Below are 18,596 nucleotides of genomic sequence, written 5' to 3' on the forward strand. Positions count from 1 at the left end.
GCCGCTCGCCGTGGGTGCCCAAGCCCCCTGCGTCCCTCGCGTGCGGCCAAACGCCGTCTCGTCGAAGGGAAATCGCATGGCTCAAACCGCACCGGAAGGGCGCTCCAGATCCGCCCAGCCAAAGCTCTGGACCAAGGACCTCGTCCTCATCATCCTGGTGAACCTCTGCGTCTTCACCAACCACATCATGTCGCTGTCCACGTTCCCGTTCTTCATCAAGAGCCTGGGTGGCACCGAGGCGATCGCGGGCGTGTGCGCCGCGGCCTTCTCGTTCGTGGCCGTCATCATCCGCCCGTTCGTGGGCTGGTGGCTGGACAACGGCGTTCGCCGCACGGCACTGGTGATCGGCCTGCTCCTCATGGCGCTCTCGCCGTTGGGGTACGTGACCGTCCCCGTTCTCTCCATCGCGATCTTCTTCCGCATGGTCCACGGCGTGGGCCTCTCGTTCTCCAACTCCACGACCGCGACCGTGGCGTCAGACGTTATCTGCAAGCCGCGCTTTGCCGAGGGCATGGGCTACTTTGGCATGGCAACCGCGCTTGCCTCCGCGATCGCGCCCGCCCTGGGCCTCTCGCTGATGGAGGGCTTTGGCTTCAAGGTGCTCTACATCGTGGCCACCTGCATCGCGCTTCTGGGCCTCCTGCTGTTCTCGTTTGTCCATGCCCCGCGCGTCGAGGTGCCCCACAAGCCCCTTGACCTCAGGACGATCATCAATCGCGACTCCCTGCCCGCGACGGTGACCATGCTCGTGTTCATGTTCACCTTTGGCGCGCTCGAGAACTTCGTCGCCATCTACGCATCCGACAAGGGCCTGCCCTCCGGCTCCATCTACTTCCTGATCATGAGCGTCATGCTCCTGCTGGTCCGCGTGTTCCTGGGCCGCCTGGTGGACGAGAAGGGCGAGGCGTTCTTCGTCTATGCGTGCAACGCCTCGATGCTCGTGGCCTTCCTGCTCCTCGCCTTCGTGCCCAACGTGGTGACGTTCATCCTGTCCGCGGCACTCGCCGGCTTCGCGTTTGGCGGGCTGGAGCCCTCGCTCCAGTCCATGGCAGTCCACACGTCCAGCGACGAGACCAGGGGCTCGGCAAACTCCACGTTCCTCTGTGGGTACGACATCGGCTACGGCCTGGGCGGCGGCGTTGCCGGCTCGCTCATCACCGCGATGGGCTACTCGGCCATGTGGGCGATCGTCTCGCTCGCCTGCGTGGTTTCTGTGCTGGTCTACGTGCTCTGGGCGCGCCACAGCGATACGAGTTTTAGCAAGGCGCTCAAGGCCGAGAGGAGGGGGTAGCCCCCGGGGCGCCGTTGCCGGAGACGCTGGCGCGGCGCCCTCCCATGGCGTTTTGGTGGTCGCCGTGCTTCTTTGCTAGAGTACTCTCCGTAAGTGCGCCCTGTGGGTTCGGGTGACGCCACACCTCGAACCTGGTCAGGGCCGGAAGGCAGCAGCCATAAGGGGCCTCTGGCGGGCACCCGTTCCCGCAGGGCGCACTTGTACGCCCCCTGTGACCAGCGAGAGGTTGGCCGCGGGGGCGTTTTCTATGACGGCGGCGCCTGCCGCCCCAGCCGACCTTTTGGAGAGTCGCCAATGGGCTTCGTCAACATGATCGCCGAGCTTCTCAGGGACCCGAGGACCGCCATCGCAGGCTGGATTGCCGCCGGCCCCATGGTTGCCTACGGCCTGGTCTTCCTCATCGTGTTCATCGAGACGGGCGTGGTGTTCTTCCCGTTCCTGCCGGGCGACTCGCTGCTCTTTGCATCGGGCTTCTTCGCGCACAACGGCGGGTTCAACATCTTTGCGCTCCTCGGAGTTGCGTGGGCCGCCGCCATCATCGGCGACCAGTGCAACTTCATGATCGGGCACTTCTTTGGCCAGCGCATCGTGAGGAGCGGCAAGGTCAAGGCCATGACCCCCGAGCGCGTGGAGAAGACCGAGGCCTTTCTGGACAAGTGGGGACGCCTGGCCATCTTCCTGGGCCGATTCTTCCCGTTCATCCGCACCTTCGTGCCGTTCCTCGCGGGTATGGGCGGCATGGCCTGGCACCACTTCGTGGTGTTCAACATCCTGGGCGGCGTTACCTGGTCCACGCTGTTCACGCTGCTGGGGTACTTCTTTGGCGGGATCCCTGCCGTCCAGGAGCACTTCGAGCTCGTGGTCGTGGGCATCATCCTGGTCTCGGTCATCCCGGCCGTGGTCGGCGCGATCAAGGCCAAGCTCTCCTCCAAGAAGGGCGCCGCCCCCAAGCACGCCGCATAGCCGCCCCACACAGCCTGCCATCTTGATGCCACGCCCTGCGAGGGGCGTGGCATTCTTGTCTTCGTGCAGCATCCCTGCGTTTGGGTGACCCCAAACGTGGAAAACAACGTACGATGGCCCGATTAGGAATCGGGCTCGGCTCGGTCTGCCAGGCGAGAGGGGCGATGCAAATGGACGTCGAGGGCATCCTGAGGGCAATGACGCTGGAGCAGAAGTGTGCGCTCCTCTCCGGAGGGAAGCCCTTCTCCACCAGGGCGTTCCCCTCCCTGGGCATTCCCAGCCTGGAGTTCTCCGACGGCCCGCACGGGCTTCGCCATCAAAGCTCCGATGCGGATAACCTAGGGCTTGGCGCCTCGGACCCAGCCACCTGCTTCCCCACCGCCGCGACCATGGCGCAGACGTGGGACACGGATCTTGCGGAGGAGATTGGCGAGGCGCTTGCGGAGGAGGCCGCCTCCATGGGCATCAACGTGGTGTTGGGGCCCGGCCTCAACATCAAGCGCAACCCGCTCTGCGGGCGCAACTTTGAGTACTTCTCCGAGGACCCCCTCGTCTCGGGTCGCATGGCGGCGGCGTACGTGAGGGGCATCCAGTCGCGTGGGCTCGGCGCGTGCCCAAAGCACTTTGCCGTCAACAGTCAAGAGACGCGCCGGCAGTCATCCGACTCGGTGGTGGACGAGAGGACCCTGCGCGAGGTGTACCTTGCCGGCTTTGAGGAGTGCGTGCGCGCCTCGCACCCCATGGCAATCATGAGCAGCTACAACATGGTCAACGGCACCTACGCGAGCGAGAACCGCCACCTCCTGAGGGACGTCCTCAGGGACGAGTGGGGCTTCGATGGAGCCGTGGTCACCGACTGGGGGGCCTCGAACGACCACCCCGCGGGGGTCTCGGCGGGATGCACCATCGAGATGCCAGCCCCCAACGACTGCTCCATCCGCGAGCTCGTGCTTGCCGTGAGGGCCGGTCGCGTGAGCCAGGCGGACCTCGACGACCGCGTGCGAGAGGCGCTCACGCTCATCCTTCGGACCGATCGGGCAAAGTCAAACTACCACGGCGGCTACGACGCGGACGCCCACCACCGCCTTGCACGGCGCGCCGCGGAGGAGGGCATCGTCCTCCTCAAGAACGACGCCCCAGCCGACGCGTGGGAGGGGGACGCCCCCACGGCGGCAGAGGCCGACGGGACGGCTTCTGGGCGCGTTTCCCCGCGCACCTCTCCCCTGCTGCCCCTTGCCCCGCACACCAAGGTCGCGCTCGTTGGCGACTTTGCCCGGGCACCGCGCTACCAGGGGGCGGGCTCGTCGCTGGTCAATGCGACGCGGGTAGAGAGCCTCCTCGATATCATGCGCGCCGACGACCGTCTTGACCTCGTGGGCTACGAGCCGGGCTTTGAGCGCTCGGGGAGGGCGAACCCCCAGAAGGCCGCCGCGGCGGTCGACCTCGCCCGACGCGCGGAGGTCGTGATCCTCTGCCTTGGCCTGGACGAGTCCAGGGAGGTGGAGGGCCTCGACCGCACCAACATGCGGGTGAGCTCCAACCAGGTGAGCCTTCTGCGCGCCGTCTTTGCCGCCAACCCCAACGTGGTCGTGCTTCTCTCCGCGGGAAGCTGCGTGGAGGTCCCCTGGCAGACCCATGCACCAGCGATCCTGTACCTGGCGCTGGGCGGGCAGGCGGGTGCCTCGGCCGCGCTCGAGGTTGTCACCGGCGCCGTCAGCCCGTCCGGAAGGCTTGCGGAGACCTGGCCCGTCAGACTGGAGGACGTCCCCAGCTTTGGCAACTTCCCCAGCCTGCAGCGCACGGCGGAGTACCGCGAGGGGCCGTACGTGGGCTATCGCTACTACCAGACCGCCCACGTGCCCGTTGCCTACCCCTTTGGGTACGGGCTGGGGTACACCCGGTTTGAGTACTCCGACCTTGTCGTCTCCAAGGACGAAGCGAGCTTCGTCGTGGCCAACGTGGGCCGGCGCGAGGGCACCGACGTCGCGCAGGTGTACGTGGGGCTGCCTGGTGCCGCGGTGTTTGCCCCCCAGGTACAGCTGCGGGGATGGGCCCGCGTGAGCCTGGCGGCGGGCGAGTCGCGACGCGTGGCCGTCCCCCTCGGCCCGCGTGCTTTCCAGTACTTTAACGTCGAGACCAACGCGTGGGAGACCGAGGGAGGGTCCTATCTCGTCTCGGTGGGGGCAAGCGCGGCAGACCTCCGGCTCCAGGCGGAGGTCGAGGTCGCGGGCAGCGGCGCCCCCAATCCCTACGCGGGGCTCCGGCTCTCCGCCTACCAGTCCGGAAGGGTGGCTGGCGTTGACGACGCGCAGTTCTCCGCACTCCTGGGTCGTGTCATCCCGTCCCCGCGCATCCCCATAGACGCCAACCTGACGCTTCGCGACCTCACCAGGACGCACAGCCCGGTCATGTGGGCGGCGGGAAAGGTTGCCGACACGTACTGCGGCAGGCAGCTTGCGAGGGACTCCTTTGACCCCAACGTGGCCTTTGCCTACAACATGCCCCTGCGCGCCCTCCCCAAGATGGGGCTTCCCGTCACCAAGGCGGCGATTGACGCCCTGGTGCTCGAGGCGCGTGGCGCTTGGGTGGTGGGCGCCGCAGTCGCCCTCGCCAAGAGGAGGCGCTGGCCCCTTGGAGTCTGCCTCTACCTTGCCGCCGCTGCCGAGGTGGGCGGCCTAGTTGCCAACGGAGCGTTCGAGGCGCTCCTAAAACGGCAGTCGGTCGAGGGCTAGGGGACGGGCGGGGGTCCGCCGCTATACTGGTAGGCCGAGTCATGCGAGGCGTCGGAGGCGCGATGGAATCCCTTTACAGAAAGTACCGCCCCAAGACCTTCGAGGACGTCGTGGGCCAGCAGCACGTGGTGAGCACCCTTGAGCACGCGGTCCTCGAGGGAAAGACGAGCCACGCCTACCTGTTCTGCGGACCCCGCGGCACGGGCAAGACCACCATGGCCAGGATTCTCGCGAAGGCCCTGATGTGCGAGAAGGGGCCTGGCCACCTTCCCGACGGCACCTGCGAGCAATGCACGCTCATAGCCGAGGGGGAGCACCCAGACGTCTACGAGCTCGACGCGGCCAGCCGCACCGGCGTGGACAACGTGCGCGAAGAGATCATCAGCAGGGTGGGTTATGCGCCCGTCCGAGGGAGCTACAAGGTCTACATCATCGACGAGGTCCACATGCTCACCACGGCGGCGTTCAACGCCCTCCTCAAGACCCTTGAGGAACCGCCGTCGCACGTGGTGTTCGTGCTCTGCACCACCGATCCGCAGAAGGTTCCCGCGACGATTCTCAGCCGCGTCCAGCGGTTTGACTTCCACCCCATAGCCGCCGACGAGATGCTCGCCCATCTGGAGTCGGTGTGCGAGAGCGAGGGCTTCACCTACGAGCCCGCGGCCCTCGAGCTCGTTGTGCGCCACGCCCGCGGGGGCATGCGAGACGCCCTGAGCTCCCTCGAGCAGCTGAGCGTCTTTGGGAGCGGGTCCATCACGCTCGCCCTCACGCGCGACATGCTGGGCGAGGTGTCGTCGTCCACGCTCCACGTTACTGCCAAGGCGCTGGCGGAGAGGGACGTGCCCACGCTCTTCTCCACCGTAGCGTCGCTCGTCGACGCCGGCCGGGACCTGCTGCAGTTCACGCGCGAGCTCGCCGCGCACCTGAGGGACGTGTACGTGGTCGCCGCCGTTGGCCCCAAGCCCGGCGTGGTGACCGCGACGGCCGAGGAGCTCGAGGCGCTTGGATCGGAGGCGTCCGAGTTTGGCTCCGTTGACAGGCTGGCGCGCGCCCTCATGGTGATTGGCGACGCCTCGAGCGAGATGCGCACGGCGACCAACCAGAGGCTCGTCCTCGAGATCGCCCTCACGAGGATCGCCCGCCCCAAGAGCGACCTCACGCTCGAGTCCCTTGCGGACCGCGTCTCGTCGCTCGAGGCGCGTCTCTCCTCGCTTGGCGAAGGCGTCCCCGTTGCGGCAGTTGCCCAACCCCTTGGGGCGCCGGGCCAGCAGGCATCGGCAGGGGAGCGGGGGCCTCAGGCTACCGCTCCCGCCAACCGCGCGTCGGCAGCCGCCCAAACCCCAGCGGCGCCCGAGGCCCGTCGAGTGGAGCACAGGGTCGCGCCCCCCTCGGCACCGTATGCGCATCCCTGGGAGCGCGACCAGGAGGCGCCTGCGGGCGGGTCACCCGCGCCGCAGGTGCGACCTGCGAAGCCTGCCACCGTCCCCGCTGCGCCTACGAACCCGCAGCCGGCCGCGGCCAATGCGCCGCGAGCCCAGGCCCAGCGCGAGGCTCCCAGGCAGGTTCCTCCGGCGCCCGCCCCATCCCGCAAGCCCCAGGCTCCCAAGCCGCAGACTTCGAAGCCCAATGCAACGTCCTCCTCGTCTGCCTACCCTGCGGTCACCGACCCTGGCGAGCTCCAGCGCAGGTGGAAGCAGGTGGTCGAGGGGCTGCTGGCAAAGGACCCCCCGCGCGGCTCGCTGCTCATGCAGTCGACCGCCATGCAGGACGACGGGGAGCATCTGCTGGTCAACCTTCCCAAGGGCAGTGGCTTTGCGGTGAAGATGCTCGACCGCAAGGACGTTCGCACAGTGGTCGACCGCGCCGTCGCCGAGGTCTTTGGCTACCGCTCCATCAACTACGTGGAGGCGAGCCTTGCGGGTGCGGACATCGCCCGGGCGCGCAGGTCTGCTCCCGCCGCCCCCAGAAAGACGCCCGTTGCGCCGCAGCCCCAGCAGGCGCCGCGTCCCGTGCCTTCCGTCCCGGCACCTGCTCCGGCACCCGCGCCGGTGCCCGTCGCGGCTCCCCCCGCGCAGGCGAGCGCGCCCGCGCAATCGGGTTACGCCATGCCCTGGGACGACGAGGCGGTCCCCTACGATGACGCCTCGGCCGTCTCGTATGACGAGGAGGCTCAGGAGGCCGCCTTCGCAGCGCCCGTGGTCCCCGAGCCCTCGTCGAGTTCGGTCGGGGGAGCGACTGCTCCGAACCCGGCACCCGCTCCGCCCCGCCAGGAGGCGACACCCGTTCCGTCGCCCGCCCCCGCCCAGTCGGCGGCGCCCTCTCCAGCCCCCGCGCCTGCGGCGGACCCGGTGTCCCCGGCGGCCGCAACGGCGTCCCCCACGACGACGGCGAACGGGGAGCCCCTCCCCCAGGACGTTGACCGGTTGATGCAGATGCTCACCAACGTCTTTGGCGATGGGGTTACCGTGAGCGTGGAGCATCCGGACGGCGCCGGCGGCGACAGCGGCTCAGAATCGGGGAGCGATGCAGGTGGGGAAGGCCTCTCGCCCGACTCGTACGGAGACGAAGACTAGGCGGGCGTGACCCGCAGGGAAGTGATTGACATGGATATGCAGCAGATGATGCGTCAGGCACAGAAGATGCAGCAGGAGCTTGCCAAGACGCAGGAGAAGCTCTCGCAGACGGAGGTGTCTGCGTCCGCCGGTGGCGGCATGGTCAAGGTGGCCGGGACCGCAGATGGCAAGATCACCTCCATCACGATCGACCCCGAGGCGCTTGACCCCGAGGACGTGGACCTTCTTCAGGACACCATCCTCGCGGCCGTCAACGAATGCCTCGACAGCGCGCAGGACGTTGCCAACCAGCAGATGAGGGGCGTTGCGGGTGGGATGAACCTCCCCAACATCCCTGGCCTCTTCTAATGCCGGAGCCCAACGACGGAAGGGCGCTCCAGCGCCTGCTCGACGAGCTGGGGAGGCTTCCGGGCATCGGTCCCAAGTCTGCCCAGCGCATCGCCTACTACATCCTGGAGTCCGACGCCGAGACGGCGCGTCGGCTCTCGAGCGCGATTCTGGACGTGAAGCGGCAGGTCCACTTCTGTCCCATCTGCTTTAGTTACGCAACCCGCGACACCTGCGACGTGTGCTCGGATGCCTCGCGCGACCGCAGTCGCATCTGCGTGGTGAGCGAGCCGCGCGACGTGAGCGCCATCGAGCGCACCGACTCCTACCACGGCTTGTACCACGTCTTGGGCGGCGTCATCTCGCCCATGGACAAGGTTGGGCCCGAGCAGCTCCACGTGCGCGAGCTCATGGGACGACTGGCCGACGGGGAAGTCAAGGAGGTCATCCTCGCCACTAACCCGGACGTCGAGGGAGAGACGACGGCGACGTACCTCTCGCGCGTGATACGCCCACTGGGTGTCACGGTCACGCGCCTCGCGAGCGGGCTTCCCGTGGGAGGCGACCTCGAGTATGCGGACGAGGTGACGCTCGGGCGCGCCATCGAGGAGCGGCGGTCGCTCTAGGCACCACGCAGGTGGCGCCTCGCGCTACCATGCACACAGACAGGAGGTCTGTCATGGCAGATAACGAGAGAAGGGACCGGAGGGGCGGGACCCCCCGCCGCGGCAGCCATGCTGGCGCAACGCCGCGCCGGCAGGTGTCCGGGGGCAGTGGATCGGGCGCCGCGCGGCATGCCTCGCACCTCTCGCCCGTATCGGATCCCGCGTCGCAGGGGGCTCGACCCTCGAGGGACCGGTTGCGCAACCTTCCACAGATCGACACCGGCGGGTCCGAGCAGGACGCCCCCCGTCCTATCGGCGTGGATCCGGCGGTCACCGGGTCGTTCCGCCGCATCGACGTGGGGGAGGGCGCCAAGGTCGAGACGCGTGACAACGTGAGGACCATCTCGCCCGACTCCACCTCGTCGTGGACCAGGACGGGCTTTGGCGAGGAGATGCAGCTGCAGGGGCGCAACAAGCCCCGTGTTCGCAACCGCGAGACCAAGATCAAGACCAACAAGCGGCTGAACATTGGCATCGCCATCGCTGCCGCCGTAATCATCCTGCTTGCCATCCTCGCCTTCAACGGAATCATCTCGCACCGCCCCAGCGCCGAGCAGACGGACAGCGGACAGGTCGAGCAGACTCAGACGGGTTCCGACGGCTCTATCAACTACAACGGCACGGTCTTCAGCATCAGGCAGGGTGATGACGGCAAGTACGCGCTCGTGGGTTCGCCCGAGGGCAGCTCTACCTCGAGCGTGAACACGTACTTTGAGTTCGAGGGCACGCCGGTTCAGCTCGTTCTGTACAACGGCGCGATCATCATCCCCGAGAACCTGGGGGACGGCTGGGACGTCCTCGCCTACACCATGGGTGCGGGATCGATGAGCACGCAGGTGACCGACTCGAACGGCAACGCGGTCACGGGAAGCGGCCAGATCACCGACGTCAAGCTCGACGGCTCCAACCTCCTGATCACGGACAGCACGGGTCAGACGACGACCATCGCCCTGGGCTGACGAGGGGGGGCAAAGGCATCTCTGACGGCCTCTCCGGTAGCGGAGGGGCCGTCTCGTTATGAAGGACTCGTGGAGGGAAAGAAATCAAAATTCCCCCTAGACAAGGCTTCTGCCTTCCGTGTATTATTACTCCCGCACTGATGCACGGGGTATTAGCTCAGCTGGTTAGAGCGCCGGCCTGTCACGTCGGAGGTCGCGGGTTCAAGTCCCGCATATCCCGCCATAGAATGCACGGAGCCTCGGTTCGCCGGGGCTCTTTTCTTATGCCTTGGCATCGCCTCTGCGTGCCGCATTGAAATTGCGACAAATGGCATAATATTTGGGGTAATGGCATTCTTGGCGACGCGCATGGCGGAGGCGAGGTGTGGTGGGCCAACAAGGCGGGAGCGACCGCGGCAGGGCGAGACTTGCCGTGTTCGACCTAGACGGCACATCCATCAACGGGCAGAGTGGCATCCTCTTCTGTCGCTACCTCTTCGAAAGCGGGCTCATCTCGCCCTCGCGGGCGTTGCGCCTCGGCTGGTGGGGCGCCCGGTACGCCCTTCACTTGCCCCAGCGGCAGGCGGAGTCCAGGGAGCTCATCTTCGACGCGCTCTCGGGCGAGGGCCAGGATGAGGTGGCCCGCAGGATGGGCGAGTTCCACGACCGGTACATCCTGCCGCGCTACCGTGCCGATGCCATTGCGGAGGTTGCCAGACGCAGGGAGCAAGGTTGCATCACCCTTCTGGTCTCGGCGACCTTCGAGGGCATAGCTACGCTCGCTGCCGACCACCTTGGGGTTGACGGCCTGGTGGCGACGAGGATGAGGCGAGACGGCGAAGGCAACTTCACCGGTGAGGTTGACGGTCAGGTGGTGGCGGGACGAGGCAAGACGGAGGGCGTCGCCGCCTGGGCGGACGAGCACGTGGGGCAGGGCCGCTGGTACGTCCAGTGCGCATATGGCGACCACCTGTCGGACCGCTTCCTGCTTGAATCGGCGGTCGAGGCGTTTGCCGTGCGTCCTGACCCCACCCTGAGGCTCGAGGCCCACAGGCGCGGTTGGACGGTGCTCGACTGGAGGTAGGCCCTCGGGCCATAGGGTTACGAGTGGGAGGCGCGGAGATCGTCTCCCCGAAGGCATGGGAATGGCATGGACATCTCTCGCAAGACAGACTACGCGCTGCGCATGCTCGCCGAGCTCATCCGTGCGGATGGGAACATCGTCTCGGTGCGCGTCGCGGCAGACAGGAATCGGATCCCCTACTCGTTTGCCAGGTCGATCCAGCACGACCTCGTTCGCGCGGGGCTGGTCGAGAGCACCCGTGGGTCCAGGGGCGGCATGAGGCTTGCCGCCGACCCCAAGAAGGTGACGCTCCGGGAGGTCGTCGAGGCAATCCAGGGGCCCATCTACGTGTCTGGCTGTGCGACCGCCGGCGACGACGGCGGTCCGTGCCCCTACATGCCCCAGTGCCATTACAACCCCATCTGGTGCGAGGCGGAGCGAATGCTCAGGGACTACTTTGGGTCGGTCACGCTGTACCAGGTCGTGATCGAGGACAAGCATCCCGTGATGGGCGGCGGGCACCGCTTCGACGTCGTCGGCCGAGACGGCAGGCCTGACGGGCAGGGGGAGTAGGGTGCCCGACCTGCCCGCAGCCCCCTCCGACGAGCTTGCGCCGTTCAGGAAGAAGGTCCTCTCCCGTGGCCGCGAGCTCTACCGCGACCTCCCCTGGCGCCGCACGCGCGACCCCTACGCCATCTGGGTCTCTGAGGTGATGCTCCAGCAGACGCAGGTCAAGCGTGTCGACGGCAGGTGGCAGCGGTGGCTGGGGCGCTTTCCCAACGTCCGGGCGCTCGCGGATGCGCAGACCGCCGACGTGCTTGAGGAGTGGCAGGGCATGGGCTACAACAGGCGCGCGCTCTCGCTCCGCAACGCGGCGCGGGCGGTGTGCGACGGCGGGGGAGAGATGCCCCGCGAGTATGCGGACCTCGTCGCGCTGCCCGGCATCGGTCCTGCCACGGCGGCGGGCATACGGGCCTTCGCATACGACTTGCCAGGCGTGTATCTCGAGACCAACGTGCGTGCCGTCTTCCTCCACGAGCTCTTCCCCGATCGTGAGGGCGTAGGGGACCGTGAGATCGAGCCCTTGGTTTGGCAGTGCTGCCCTGCGGGCGACGATGACCCATCTGATGACCCCAGGACGTGGTACTATGCCCTTCTCGACTACGGTGCGTACCTCAAGCAGACACTGCCCAACCCCTCGCGCCGCTCCAAGGGGCACGTGAGGCAGTCGAGGTTTGAGGGCTCCCACCGGCAGAAGCGTGCGGCGCTCGTGCGCCTGCTCCTCTCCCATAACGAGGGTGTGGATTCTGGGACGCTTGCGCGCGAGCTCTCGGCTTTGGAGGAAAAAGCGGGTAGAAGTGAGCTAGGCGACGGCGAGGTCGAGGCAATCCTTCTCGAGCTTGCCCGGGAGGGTTTCTGCCATCAACAAGGTGGCATTTGGCTTTCCTAGGTGCTACCATGGGCCTGCCGCCAACGGCACACCTGCTGCAAGTGGTGCCCGCAGGAAAAGGGGCCTGCGGGCAAACGAGAGAGGAGCTTTTCATGGCAGTCGACTTCGAGAACTCGCAGACCAAGAAGAACCTTGAGGCGGCATTTGCCGGTGAGTCTCAGGCAACCAACAAGTACTCCTACTACGCGAGCAAGGCCAAGAAGGAGGGCTACGTCCAGATCTCGAACATCTTCAGCGAGACCTCCGGCAACGAGCGCGAGCACGCCAAGCTCTGGTTCAAGTACCTGCACGATGGTGACGTTCCCGACACCCTGGCCAACCTCAAGGATGCCGCGGCAGGCGAGAACTACGAGTGGACCGACATGTATAAGGGCTTCGCCGAGACCGCGGATGCCGAGGGCTTCAAGGAGATCGCTGCCAAGTTCCGCCTGGTCGGCGAGGTCGAGAAGCACCACGAGGAGCGCTACAACAAGCTCGTCGAGCGCGTCGAGAAGGGCGAGGTCTTCAACCGCCCGGGCGTCAAGGTCTGGAAGTGCACCAACTGCGGCCACCTGCACGTGGGCCCCGAGGCCCCCAAGGTCTGCCCCGTCTGCAACCACCCGCAGAGCTACTTCGAGGAGCAGGCTATCAACTACTAGCCTCTTGCAATAGCTCGCCTAGGGCCCCGACTTAGGTCGGGGCCCTTTTTTGTGCTTGGACCAGCATCGGAAGAAGTTATCAATAGAACCGATAACTAGGTAGGCCAAGTCCGCATATCGATGAGACTGTTATCGGCGTCATGAAGCGGTACTATGCAGGTCATGGAAACGACGCAGACATACAACGAGCTATCGGGACGGCAGATGCCGTAGCCCGAGTGCGGAGGAGAAACACGTCTCCGACTCGGGCGCCCCCAGAGAACGCTCATCCACTCAAGGCAAAGGCCACCGCACAGGCACAAAGGAGAACATCATGGCATTCGAACTCAACCCCGACTTCGCCAAGGACCCCGAGAAGCACTTCAACACCCTGCAGGTTCACGCCGGCTGGGCACCCGACCCCACCACCGGCTCCGCCGCGCTGCCCGTCTACGCCTCCGCTGCGTTCGAGTTCAAGGACGCCGAGGACGGTGCCGCCAAGTTCGCGCTCACCCGTCCGGGCAACGTGTACGGTCGCCTTACCAACACCACCACCGATGCCGTCGCGGCACGCATCGCCGCGGTCGAGGGTGGCACGGGCGCCGTTGCCGTTGCCTCCGGCCACGCGGCCGAGATCCTCGCCCTTACCAACTTGGTTGGCGCTGGCGACGAGATCGTCGCTTCCGACTCCCTGTACGGCGGCACCTGGAACATCTTCCTGCACACCCTTGGTGACCTCGGCGTCAAGACCACCTTCGTCGAGAACAACGACATCGACGCCTTCGTTGCGGCCACCACGCCCAAGACCAAGCTTTGGTACGTCGAGACCATCGGCAACCCCCTCGTAGACGTGGCCGACGTTCCGGCAATCGTCGAGGCGGCCAACTCCCTGCAGTCCCCCGTTCCCGTGTTCGTGGACAACACCTTCGCGACCCCGTACCTGTATCGTCCGGCAGAGGATGGTGCGGCAGTCGTGATTGAGTCTCTCACCAAGTGGATCGGTGGGCACGGCGCGACCCTGGGCGGCGCCGTCGTCGACACGGGCAAGTTCGACTGGAAGCAGGATCCCGAGAAGTGGTCCACGCTTGCCAAGCCCGACCCCTCCTACCATGGCCTGGTCTTTGCGGATGCCGCGCCCGCCGCGCCCTTCGCCACGCGCGTCCTGGCAAACAAGCTGCGTGACTTTGGTCCGACCCTCTCGCCCTATGCGGCGCAGCTCATCGGCCTTGGCATTGAGGACCTCTCACTCCGCGTCCAGCGCCACTCCGACAACGCCCTTGCCGTCGCCAAGTACCTCCAGGACAACCCCAAGGTCAGCTGGGTCCGCTACTCCGGCCTTGAGGGAGACCCCTCGCACGAGGTCGCGTCGCGCATCCTCAAGCATGGCTTTGGCGGCGTGGTGGTCTTTGGCGTAAAGGGCGGCCGCGAGGCGGGTCTCAACGTCGTCAACAACGTCAAGCTGTTCACGCACCTCGCCAACGTGGGCGACGCAAAGTCCCTCATCATCCACCCTGCCTCCACCACCCACTCGCAGCTGACCCCCGAGCAGCTGAAGGCGGCGCACCTCTCCGAGGACCTCATTCGCCTCTCCATTGGCATCGAGGACGTGGATGACATCATTGCCGACCTCGACCAGGCGCTGGCCAAGGCGTAGGAATCACGCGACAAGAGCGACTCGTCCATGGGGACGTCCGAGGGGTTTCGGGCGTCCCCTTTGCGCGTCCGGGGAACTCGAGAGGGCTACTGAGTAGGAATTCAGGCGCCGCTCAGGAATTAAATATTTCGGTCGTGTTACAAGGTTGGCCCCAGTAAAATCTGCCCGTTTATGAAAAGTCAAACGAACAATCCCAGTGTCATTTGATTGCCTATGCAAAAGAGGAAAGTTCCGTCCCCCGAAACAAAAAAAGCCAAGCTTTCGTTTAAGCCACTATTCAGATGTGGAATGTTCTATCTCTGATTGGCGAAGGGACGGGGAGTACATGGCACAGAGGTGGACGCTAAGGATACTTGACGCAAAGTCCGCGCACCGAGCGTGGTCCAAGCGGCGGATGATGGTCGTGATTGCTACCGCGGCAATCGCGGCGAGCGTCGCCGCGCCAGCAGTAGCCCGCGCAGAGGAGGTGCAGGCGCTGCCGGCGGAGCAGCCCGCGATAGTGGTGGCGGAGCAGGCGGCTCCGACCCCGGAAGCTGCGCCCGAGCAGCCGGCGGGGGCGGTCGTCCAGGAGGTGCCCGCAGGGGAGCCCTCGGCACCCGCAGACGTGACGCCCGCAGAGGGGACCCAGAACCCCGCTGGATCGGCGCAGGGCGAGGACGACGCAGTGGCCCCTGCGGACGAGGCAAAGTCCGAGGAGACCCCCTCGGCGGGGGAGTCCGTGCAGACCGGCGAGGGTGCAGAAACGGCTGAGGAGCCCCAGGAGGCTGTCCCCTCCAAGCCCGCCCAGGGGGCGGAGGCGGCAGGCGACAAGGTCGACGATGCCACTCAGGGCGAGACGCCCCAGCAGGTGGTTGACGCCAAGCTCGACGGCATCGAGTTCACGCGTACGGACGAGGGCTATGACCAGACCACGGACCCCAAGATCTCGATGACCGAGAAGAGGGACTTCCAGGTTACCGTTGGGGTGGACGGCGTGGATGTGGACGCCCTGCAGAAGATGATCGACGAGGGGTCGGTGAAGTTCTCCCTCTCGCGCGACAAGGGCGCAATGGACCCCAAGACCTATCCCAAGCAGTATCTGGGAGGCGGACTCGAGGACTGGATGACCGTCGCGGCGGTCGATAAGAGGAAGGGAGTCAACGCCCCGTCCATCCCGTTCTTCAGCAACGTGCTCATGAAGGCGGAGCTTGTCGACGGAAAGTCGAGCATCGTCCTCAGGTTTGGCAACGAGCTGCTGTTTGGCGTCAATGGCATCGACGTGCGCGCACGCTCCCTCGTGCGCTCCGCGATGTACGACTACGTGGGCACCTACAAGCTCGCCTGCACGCTTGCGAACGGCCAGACCGTTTCGACGGACGTGGAGCTGAGGCCCTACGACGAGTTTCACACGCAGGAAGAGATCGACGCCGCCCTGCCCAAGTTCGTGGAGGAGGCCCTGAAGAACGGAATCTACGCCAAGGTCGAGACCTTTGGCAAGTCCGCCGAGGGCCGCGACATGAAGGCGATCTTCGTCGCCGGGAGCGAGAGCGACCTCACCGACTACCAGAATCTGAAAAAGCTCATGGAGAGCAACCCCGCCGCCGTCCAAGAGCAGCTCAAGAGCGGGAAGCTGCAGTACAAGGTGCCCGTCTTCTACAGCAACGTCCATGCGGACGAGGTCGTTGCCGTTGACGCGGTCATGCAGTTCATCCGTGACCTCGTGGAGTGCGTGCCCATCGACTACACCCGCATCACCGGGTACACGGAGGCAGGTAAGGAGGAGCTCAAAAAGGAGATGGAGGCGGACGGCACCGTCTGGTCCGGCCTCTTCAAGGACGAGGTCACGGGCATTGGCTACATCCGCGGCAACGGCGGAGATGGCAACGGGGTCGAGCTTGGCGACAACAGGAGCAAGGGTGGCCACAACGACGCCTCGTCGGACCTCTCGGATGCCGACTTTGACAAGTACTACACCAGCGTGCGCGAGAGCTTCAATCCCAAGGAGATCCTGAAGCACGTCTTCTTCATCCTCGTGCCGAGCGAGAACGTGGACGCTCGCACGGACAACGTGCGCACCAACGGAAACGGCTTCGACCTCAACAGGGACAACACCTATCAGACTCAGCCCGAGACACAGGCGATGGCAGGGCTGATTGCCAAGTGGGACCCCATTTCGCTCCACGAGGTCCACGGGTATTACCAGCAGTTCCAGATCGAGCCGTGCTCCCCGGCCCATGACCCCAACAACGAGTACGACCTGTTCATCGACACCGCGCTGAAGCAGGGCGAGTACTTCGCGAGCACCGCCCTCGCCAACACGAAGACGATCAACTCGGCGCAGATCCCCATCCGCGACTACCTCAAAAAACAGGACGACGGGTCGGTCGCCTGGGACGCACCCTTCGACGACATGTCCACGAGCTACACGCCCCAGTACGCGATGATGCACGGCACCAACGCGTACACGGTCGAGGTGCCGATTGGCAACAGTGACGCGCTTCACGCCCTGGAGTACGGCTTCATCGGCAACGCGCAGTTCGTGATTAACAACAAGGACCGGATGTTCTGGAACATGCTTGAGCGGTTCCGCAGGGGCGTGGAGAACATCGACTCTCCTGACATCCGCAAGTACTACGTCAACCAGAAGGACGAGCCCGGTGCCGAGGCGGACATCTTCAGGCCGCAGGACAACGAGAACCACAACTTCTTCCCCGAGTACTACGTCATCCCCATGGACGCCCTCTCGCAGCAGGACCGTGCCGCTGCGGCCGAGACCGTTCAGTTCCTCCTCCACAACGGGGTGAGGGTCTCTCGCCTTACGCATGACGTCACGGTTGGAGGCAAGACCTACAAGGCAGGGGCCATCGTGGTCGACATGCACCAGGCAAAGAGGAACATGGCCAACTGCGCCCTGTATCCCAACCTCCTGATCAGCGACTGGACCCAGTACTCCCTCTACAGCGAGCCGCTCACCAACTTCTCGGCGCTGCGAGGCTACGACATGGACACCATCCGCAAGAAGGGCGCCTTTGCCAAGGAGTTCCTGGAGGACGTCACGGCGGTTCCCGACCCCAAGACCTACGTCCAGGGGTCTGGCCCGGTCACGATCATCCGCAACGACAGCCTCCAGTCCATCAGGGCGGTCAACGACCTCCTCAAGCAGGGCAAGAAGGTCGGCCTCATCAGGGAGGGTAGTCACGAGGGAAGCTATGTGGTCTCCACGGAGGACTTCAACCTGGTGAAGGACAAGTACGTCCTCTATGCCATCCAGGGGAAGGCGACGCCCAAGGCGAGCACCATCCGCAACGACCTCAAGGTGTACGTGCCCAAGGCGTACACGGAGTTCGTCACGGACGCCGGTGGCAACGAGGTGGGCATGAGCGGCTACAACAACCGCCTCAACACCAATGGGAACTGGGACTTCTTCGCATTGGCGAAGCAGATGGGCTTCACACTGACCGATAACCTGGACGAGGCCACGATCATCGTGGGCAGCCAATACCCGTCTTCGGATGTGGCCGAGGAGATTGCCAAGAAGATTGCCGAGGGTGTCCCCTACATCGGCTACACCTCCGATGCCCTGCAGTTCGTGAAGGACGCCGGGCTTGCCGACATCAGCTTCACGGGCGAGGACTGGGATTGGATGGGGTACGACGCGCTCGACACCGTCGTGTTCCCCGAGGACGACATCATCACGGCAACCTATCGCATTGAGGGCGACCGCATCATGTACGGCTACGGCGGAAGCTACTTCGTCAGCATCCCGAAGGGTGCGAAGGTGCTCATCAGGACTACCGACGATCAGCCCATCGAGGGCTTCATGACAGCGGAGTTCCTCGAGAAGTACAAGGGTCAGATCCAGGCGATCAGCATCCTCGACGGCAAGGCCGACATGGTCCTCTTCGCCAACACCCTCACCAACAAGGCCCATCAGCAGGACGACTACCGCTACCTCACGGCATCCGTCTACAGCCGCTCCCTTGCAGGCGACTACGGCATCATTCCAGTGCCGGACGAGCCTGAGAAGCCGGCGGAGCCCGGCAACGCCGGAAGTGCGATCAAGCCGAGCGACAACTGGGCTCCCAGCGCGCCTGCTCCCGAGGACCGCGTGGAGCTCAACCGCGAGGGCGGCGTGAGCCTCCGCACCGCTGCCCAGCATCAGCGCGACTCCGTCCTCCCGCAGACCGGCGACTCCAGCCTGTCCGGCTCCGGCCTTGCGGCGATGGGAATCGTCCTCCTCGCCTCCGGTGGCGCGATTGCCTTCTCGCGTCGGCAGGAGCACGACGAGTAGTCCCAAAAGATCCTTGCTCTGAGCTGGGGCGGGGGCCCGAAGGTTCCCGGGTC

General features: G+C 65.6%; 13 protein-coding genes, 1 tRNA gene and 1 other RNA gene. All 15 read left to right on the top strand.

Annotated elements, in window-relative coordinates:
• The first annotated feature begins 76 nt into the window (after window positions 1-76).
• The 15 genes from FYJ68_RS01045 to FYJ68_RS01115 all read left to right on the top strand — a co-directional run bounded on the left by FYJ68_RS01045 (window position 77) and on the right by FYJ68_RS01115 (window position 18,543).
• The gene (locus FYJ68_RS01045; protein ID WP_154433468.1) at window positions 77-1,291 is read left to right on the top strand and encodes an MFS transporter; all 1,215 of its coding nucleotides are present in this window, start codon (window positions 77-79) and stop codon (window positions 1,289-1,291) included.
• Between the two features lie 99 nt (window positions 1,292-1,390).
• An RNA gene (gene ffs, locus FYJ68_RS01050) (signal recognition particle sRNA small type) lies at window positions 1,391-1,486 on the top strand.
• 99 nt (window positions 1,487-1,585) lie between these two features.
• Window positions 1,586-2,254, top strand: coding sequence for a DedA family protein (locus tag FYJ68_RS01055; RefSeq protein ID WP_154433469.1), 669 nt, complete (start codon window positions 1,586-1,588; stop codon window positions 2,252-2,254).
• Between the two features lie 170 nt (window positions 2,255-2,424).
• Window positions 2,425-4,986: a glycoside hydrolase family 3 N-terminal domain-containing protein gene (locus tag FYJ68_RS01060; RefSeq protein WP_229771935.1), complete on the top strand. Its 2,562-nt coding sequence runs from the start codon at window positions 2,425-2,427 to the stop codon at window positions 4,984-4,986.
• Window positions 4,987-5,048: 62 nt separating this feature from the next.
• A complete protein-coding gene (gene dnaX, locus FYJ68_RS10320) occupies window positions 5,049-7,559 on the top strand; it encodes a DNA polymerase III subunit gamma/tau (protein ID WP_154433471.1) in 2,511 nt (836 codons plus the stop codon).
• 30 nt (window positions 7,560-7,589) lie between these two features.
• Entirely contained in the window at window positions 7,590-7,907 is a 318-nt protein-coding gene (locus FYJ68_RS01070; RefSeq protein WP_154433472.1) for a YbaB/EbfC family nucleoid-associated protein, read from the top strand.
• Window positions 7,907-8,512: a recombination mediator RecR gene (gene recR / locus FYJ68_RS01075; RefSeq protein ID WP_154433473.1), complete on the top strand. Its 606-nt coding sequence runs from the start codon at window positions 7,907-7,909 to the stop codon at window positions 8,510-8,512. The genes FYJ68_RS01070 and recR overlap by 1 nt, the downstream gene beginning before the upstream one ends.
• A gap of 53 nt (window positions 8,513-8,565) precedes the next feature.
• Complete coding sequence (locus FYJ68_RS01080) at window positions 8,566-9,510, top strand: hypothetical protein (protein ID WP_154433474.1); 945 nt, start codon at window positions 8,566-8,568, stop codon at window positions 9,508-9,510.
• Between the two features lie 146 nt (window positions 9,511-9,656).
• Window positions 9,657-9,733 (top strand) — tRNA-Asp (locus FYJ68_RS01085).
• A 144-nt stretch (window positions 9,734-9,877) separates the two neighbouring features.
• Window positions 9,878-10,573, top strand: a complete 696-nt coding sequence (locus FYJ68_RS01090; RefSeq protein ID WP_326832144.1) for an HAD family hydrolase — start codon at window positions 9,878-9,880, stop codon at window positions 10,571-10,573.
• A 66-nt stretch (window positions 10,574-10,639) separates the two neighbouring features.
• The gene (locus FYJ68_RS01095) at window positions 10,640-11,125 is read left to right on the top strand and encodes an RrF2 family transcriptional regulator (RefSeq protein ID WP_154433475.1); all 486 of its coding nucleotides are present in this window, start codon (window positions 10,640-10,642) and stop codon (window positions 11,123-11,125) included.
• A 1-nt stretch (window position 11,126) separates the two neighbouring features.
• Window positions 11,127-12,002, top strand: a complete 876-nt coding sequence (locus FYJ68_RS01100) for an HhH-GPD family protein (protein WP_407670309.1) — start codon at window positions 11,127-11,129, stop codon at window positions 12,000-12,002.
• 92 nt (window positions 12,003-12,094) lie between these two features.
• Window positions 12,095-12,640 carry a rubrerythrin gene (gene rbr, locus FYJ68_RS01105; RefSeq protein WP_154433476.1) on the top strand — a complete coding sequence of 182 codons (546 nt, stop codon included), beginning with the start codon at window positions 12,095-12,097 and terminating at the stop codon, window positions 12,638-12,640.
• 313 nt (window positions 12,641-12,953) lie between these two features.
• On the top strand, window positions 12,954-14,273 hold the full coding sequence (locus FYJ68_RS01110; RefSeq protein WP_154433477.1) for an O-acetylhomoserine aminocarboxypropyltransferase/cysteine synthase family protein: 1,320 nt from the start codon (window positions 12,954-12,956) through the stop codon (window positions 14,271-14,273).
• Between the two features lie 325 nt (window positions 14,274-14,598).
• Window positions 14,599-18,543, top strand: a complete 3,945-nt coding sequence (locus FYJ68_RS01115; protein WP_229771936.1) for a M14 family zinc carboxypeptidase — start codon at window positions 14,599-14,601, stop codon at window positions 18,541-18,543.
• The last annotated feature ends 53 nt before the right edge of the window (window positions 18,544-18,596 follow it).

This window comes from Olsenella porci (assembly GCF_009695875.1).
Lineage (GTDB): Bacteria > Actinomycetota > Coriobacteriia > Coriobacteriales > Atopobiaceae > Olsenella_H > Olsenella_H porci.

Bases quoted from the DNA above. Each gene is read 5' to 3' on its own strand.
- FYJ68_RS01045 (WP_154433468.1), top strand. From the start codon at position 77: ATGGCTCAAACCGCACCGGAAGGGCGCTCCAGATCCGCCCAGCCAAAG.
- FYJ68_RS01055 (WP_154433469.1), top strand. From the start codon at position 1,586: ATGGGCTTCGTCAACATGATCGCCGAGCTTCTCAGGGACCCGAGGACC.
- FYJ68_RS01060 (WP_229771935.1), top strand. From the start codon at position 2,425: ATGGACGTCGAGGGCATCCTGAGGGCAATGACGCTGGAGCAGAAGTGT.
- dnaX (WP_154433471.1), top strand. From the start codon at position 5,049: ATGGAATCCCTTTACAGAAAGTACCGCCCCAAGACCTTCGAGGACGTC.
- FYJ68_RS01070 (WP_154433472.1), top strand. From the start codon at position 7,590: ATGGATATGCAGCAGATGATGCGTCAGGCACAGAAGATGCAGCAGGAG.
- recR (WP_154433473.1), top strand. From the start codon at position 7,907: ATGCCGGAGCCCAACGACGGAAGGGCGCTCCAGCGCCTGCTCGACGAG.
- FYJ68_RS01080 (WP_154433474.1), top strand. From the start codon at position 8,566: ATGGCAGATAACGAGAGAAGGGACCGGAGGGGCGGGACCCCCCGCCGC.
- FYJ68_RS01095 (WP_154433475.1), top strand. From the start codon at position 10,640: ATGGACATCTCTCGCAAGACAGACTACGCGCTGCGCATGCTCGCCGAG.
- rbr (WP_154433476.1), top strand. From the start codon at position 12,095: ATGGCAGTCGACTTCGAGAACTCGCAGACCAAGAAGAACCTTGAGGCG.
- FYJ68_RS01110 (WP_154433477.1), top strand. From the start codon at position 12,954: ATGGCATTCGAACTCAACCCCGACTTCGCCAAGGACCCCGAGAAGCAC.
- FYJ68_RS01115 (WP_229771936.1), top strand. From the start codon at position 14,599: ATGGCACAGAGGTGGACGCTAAGGATACTTGACGCAAAGTCCGCGCAC.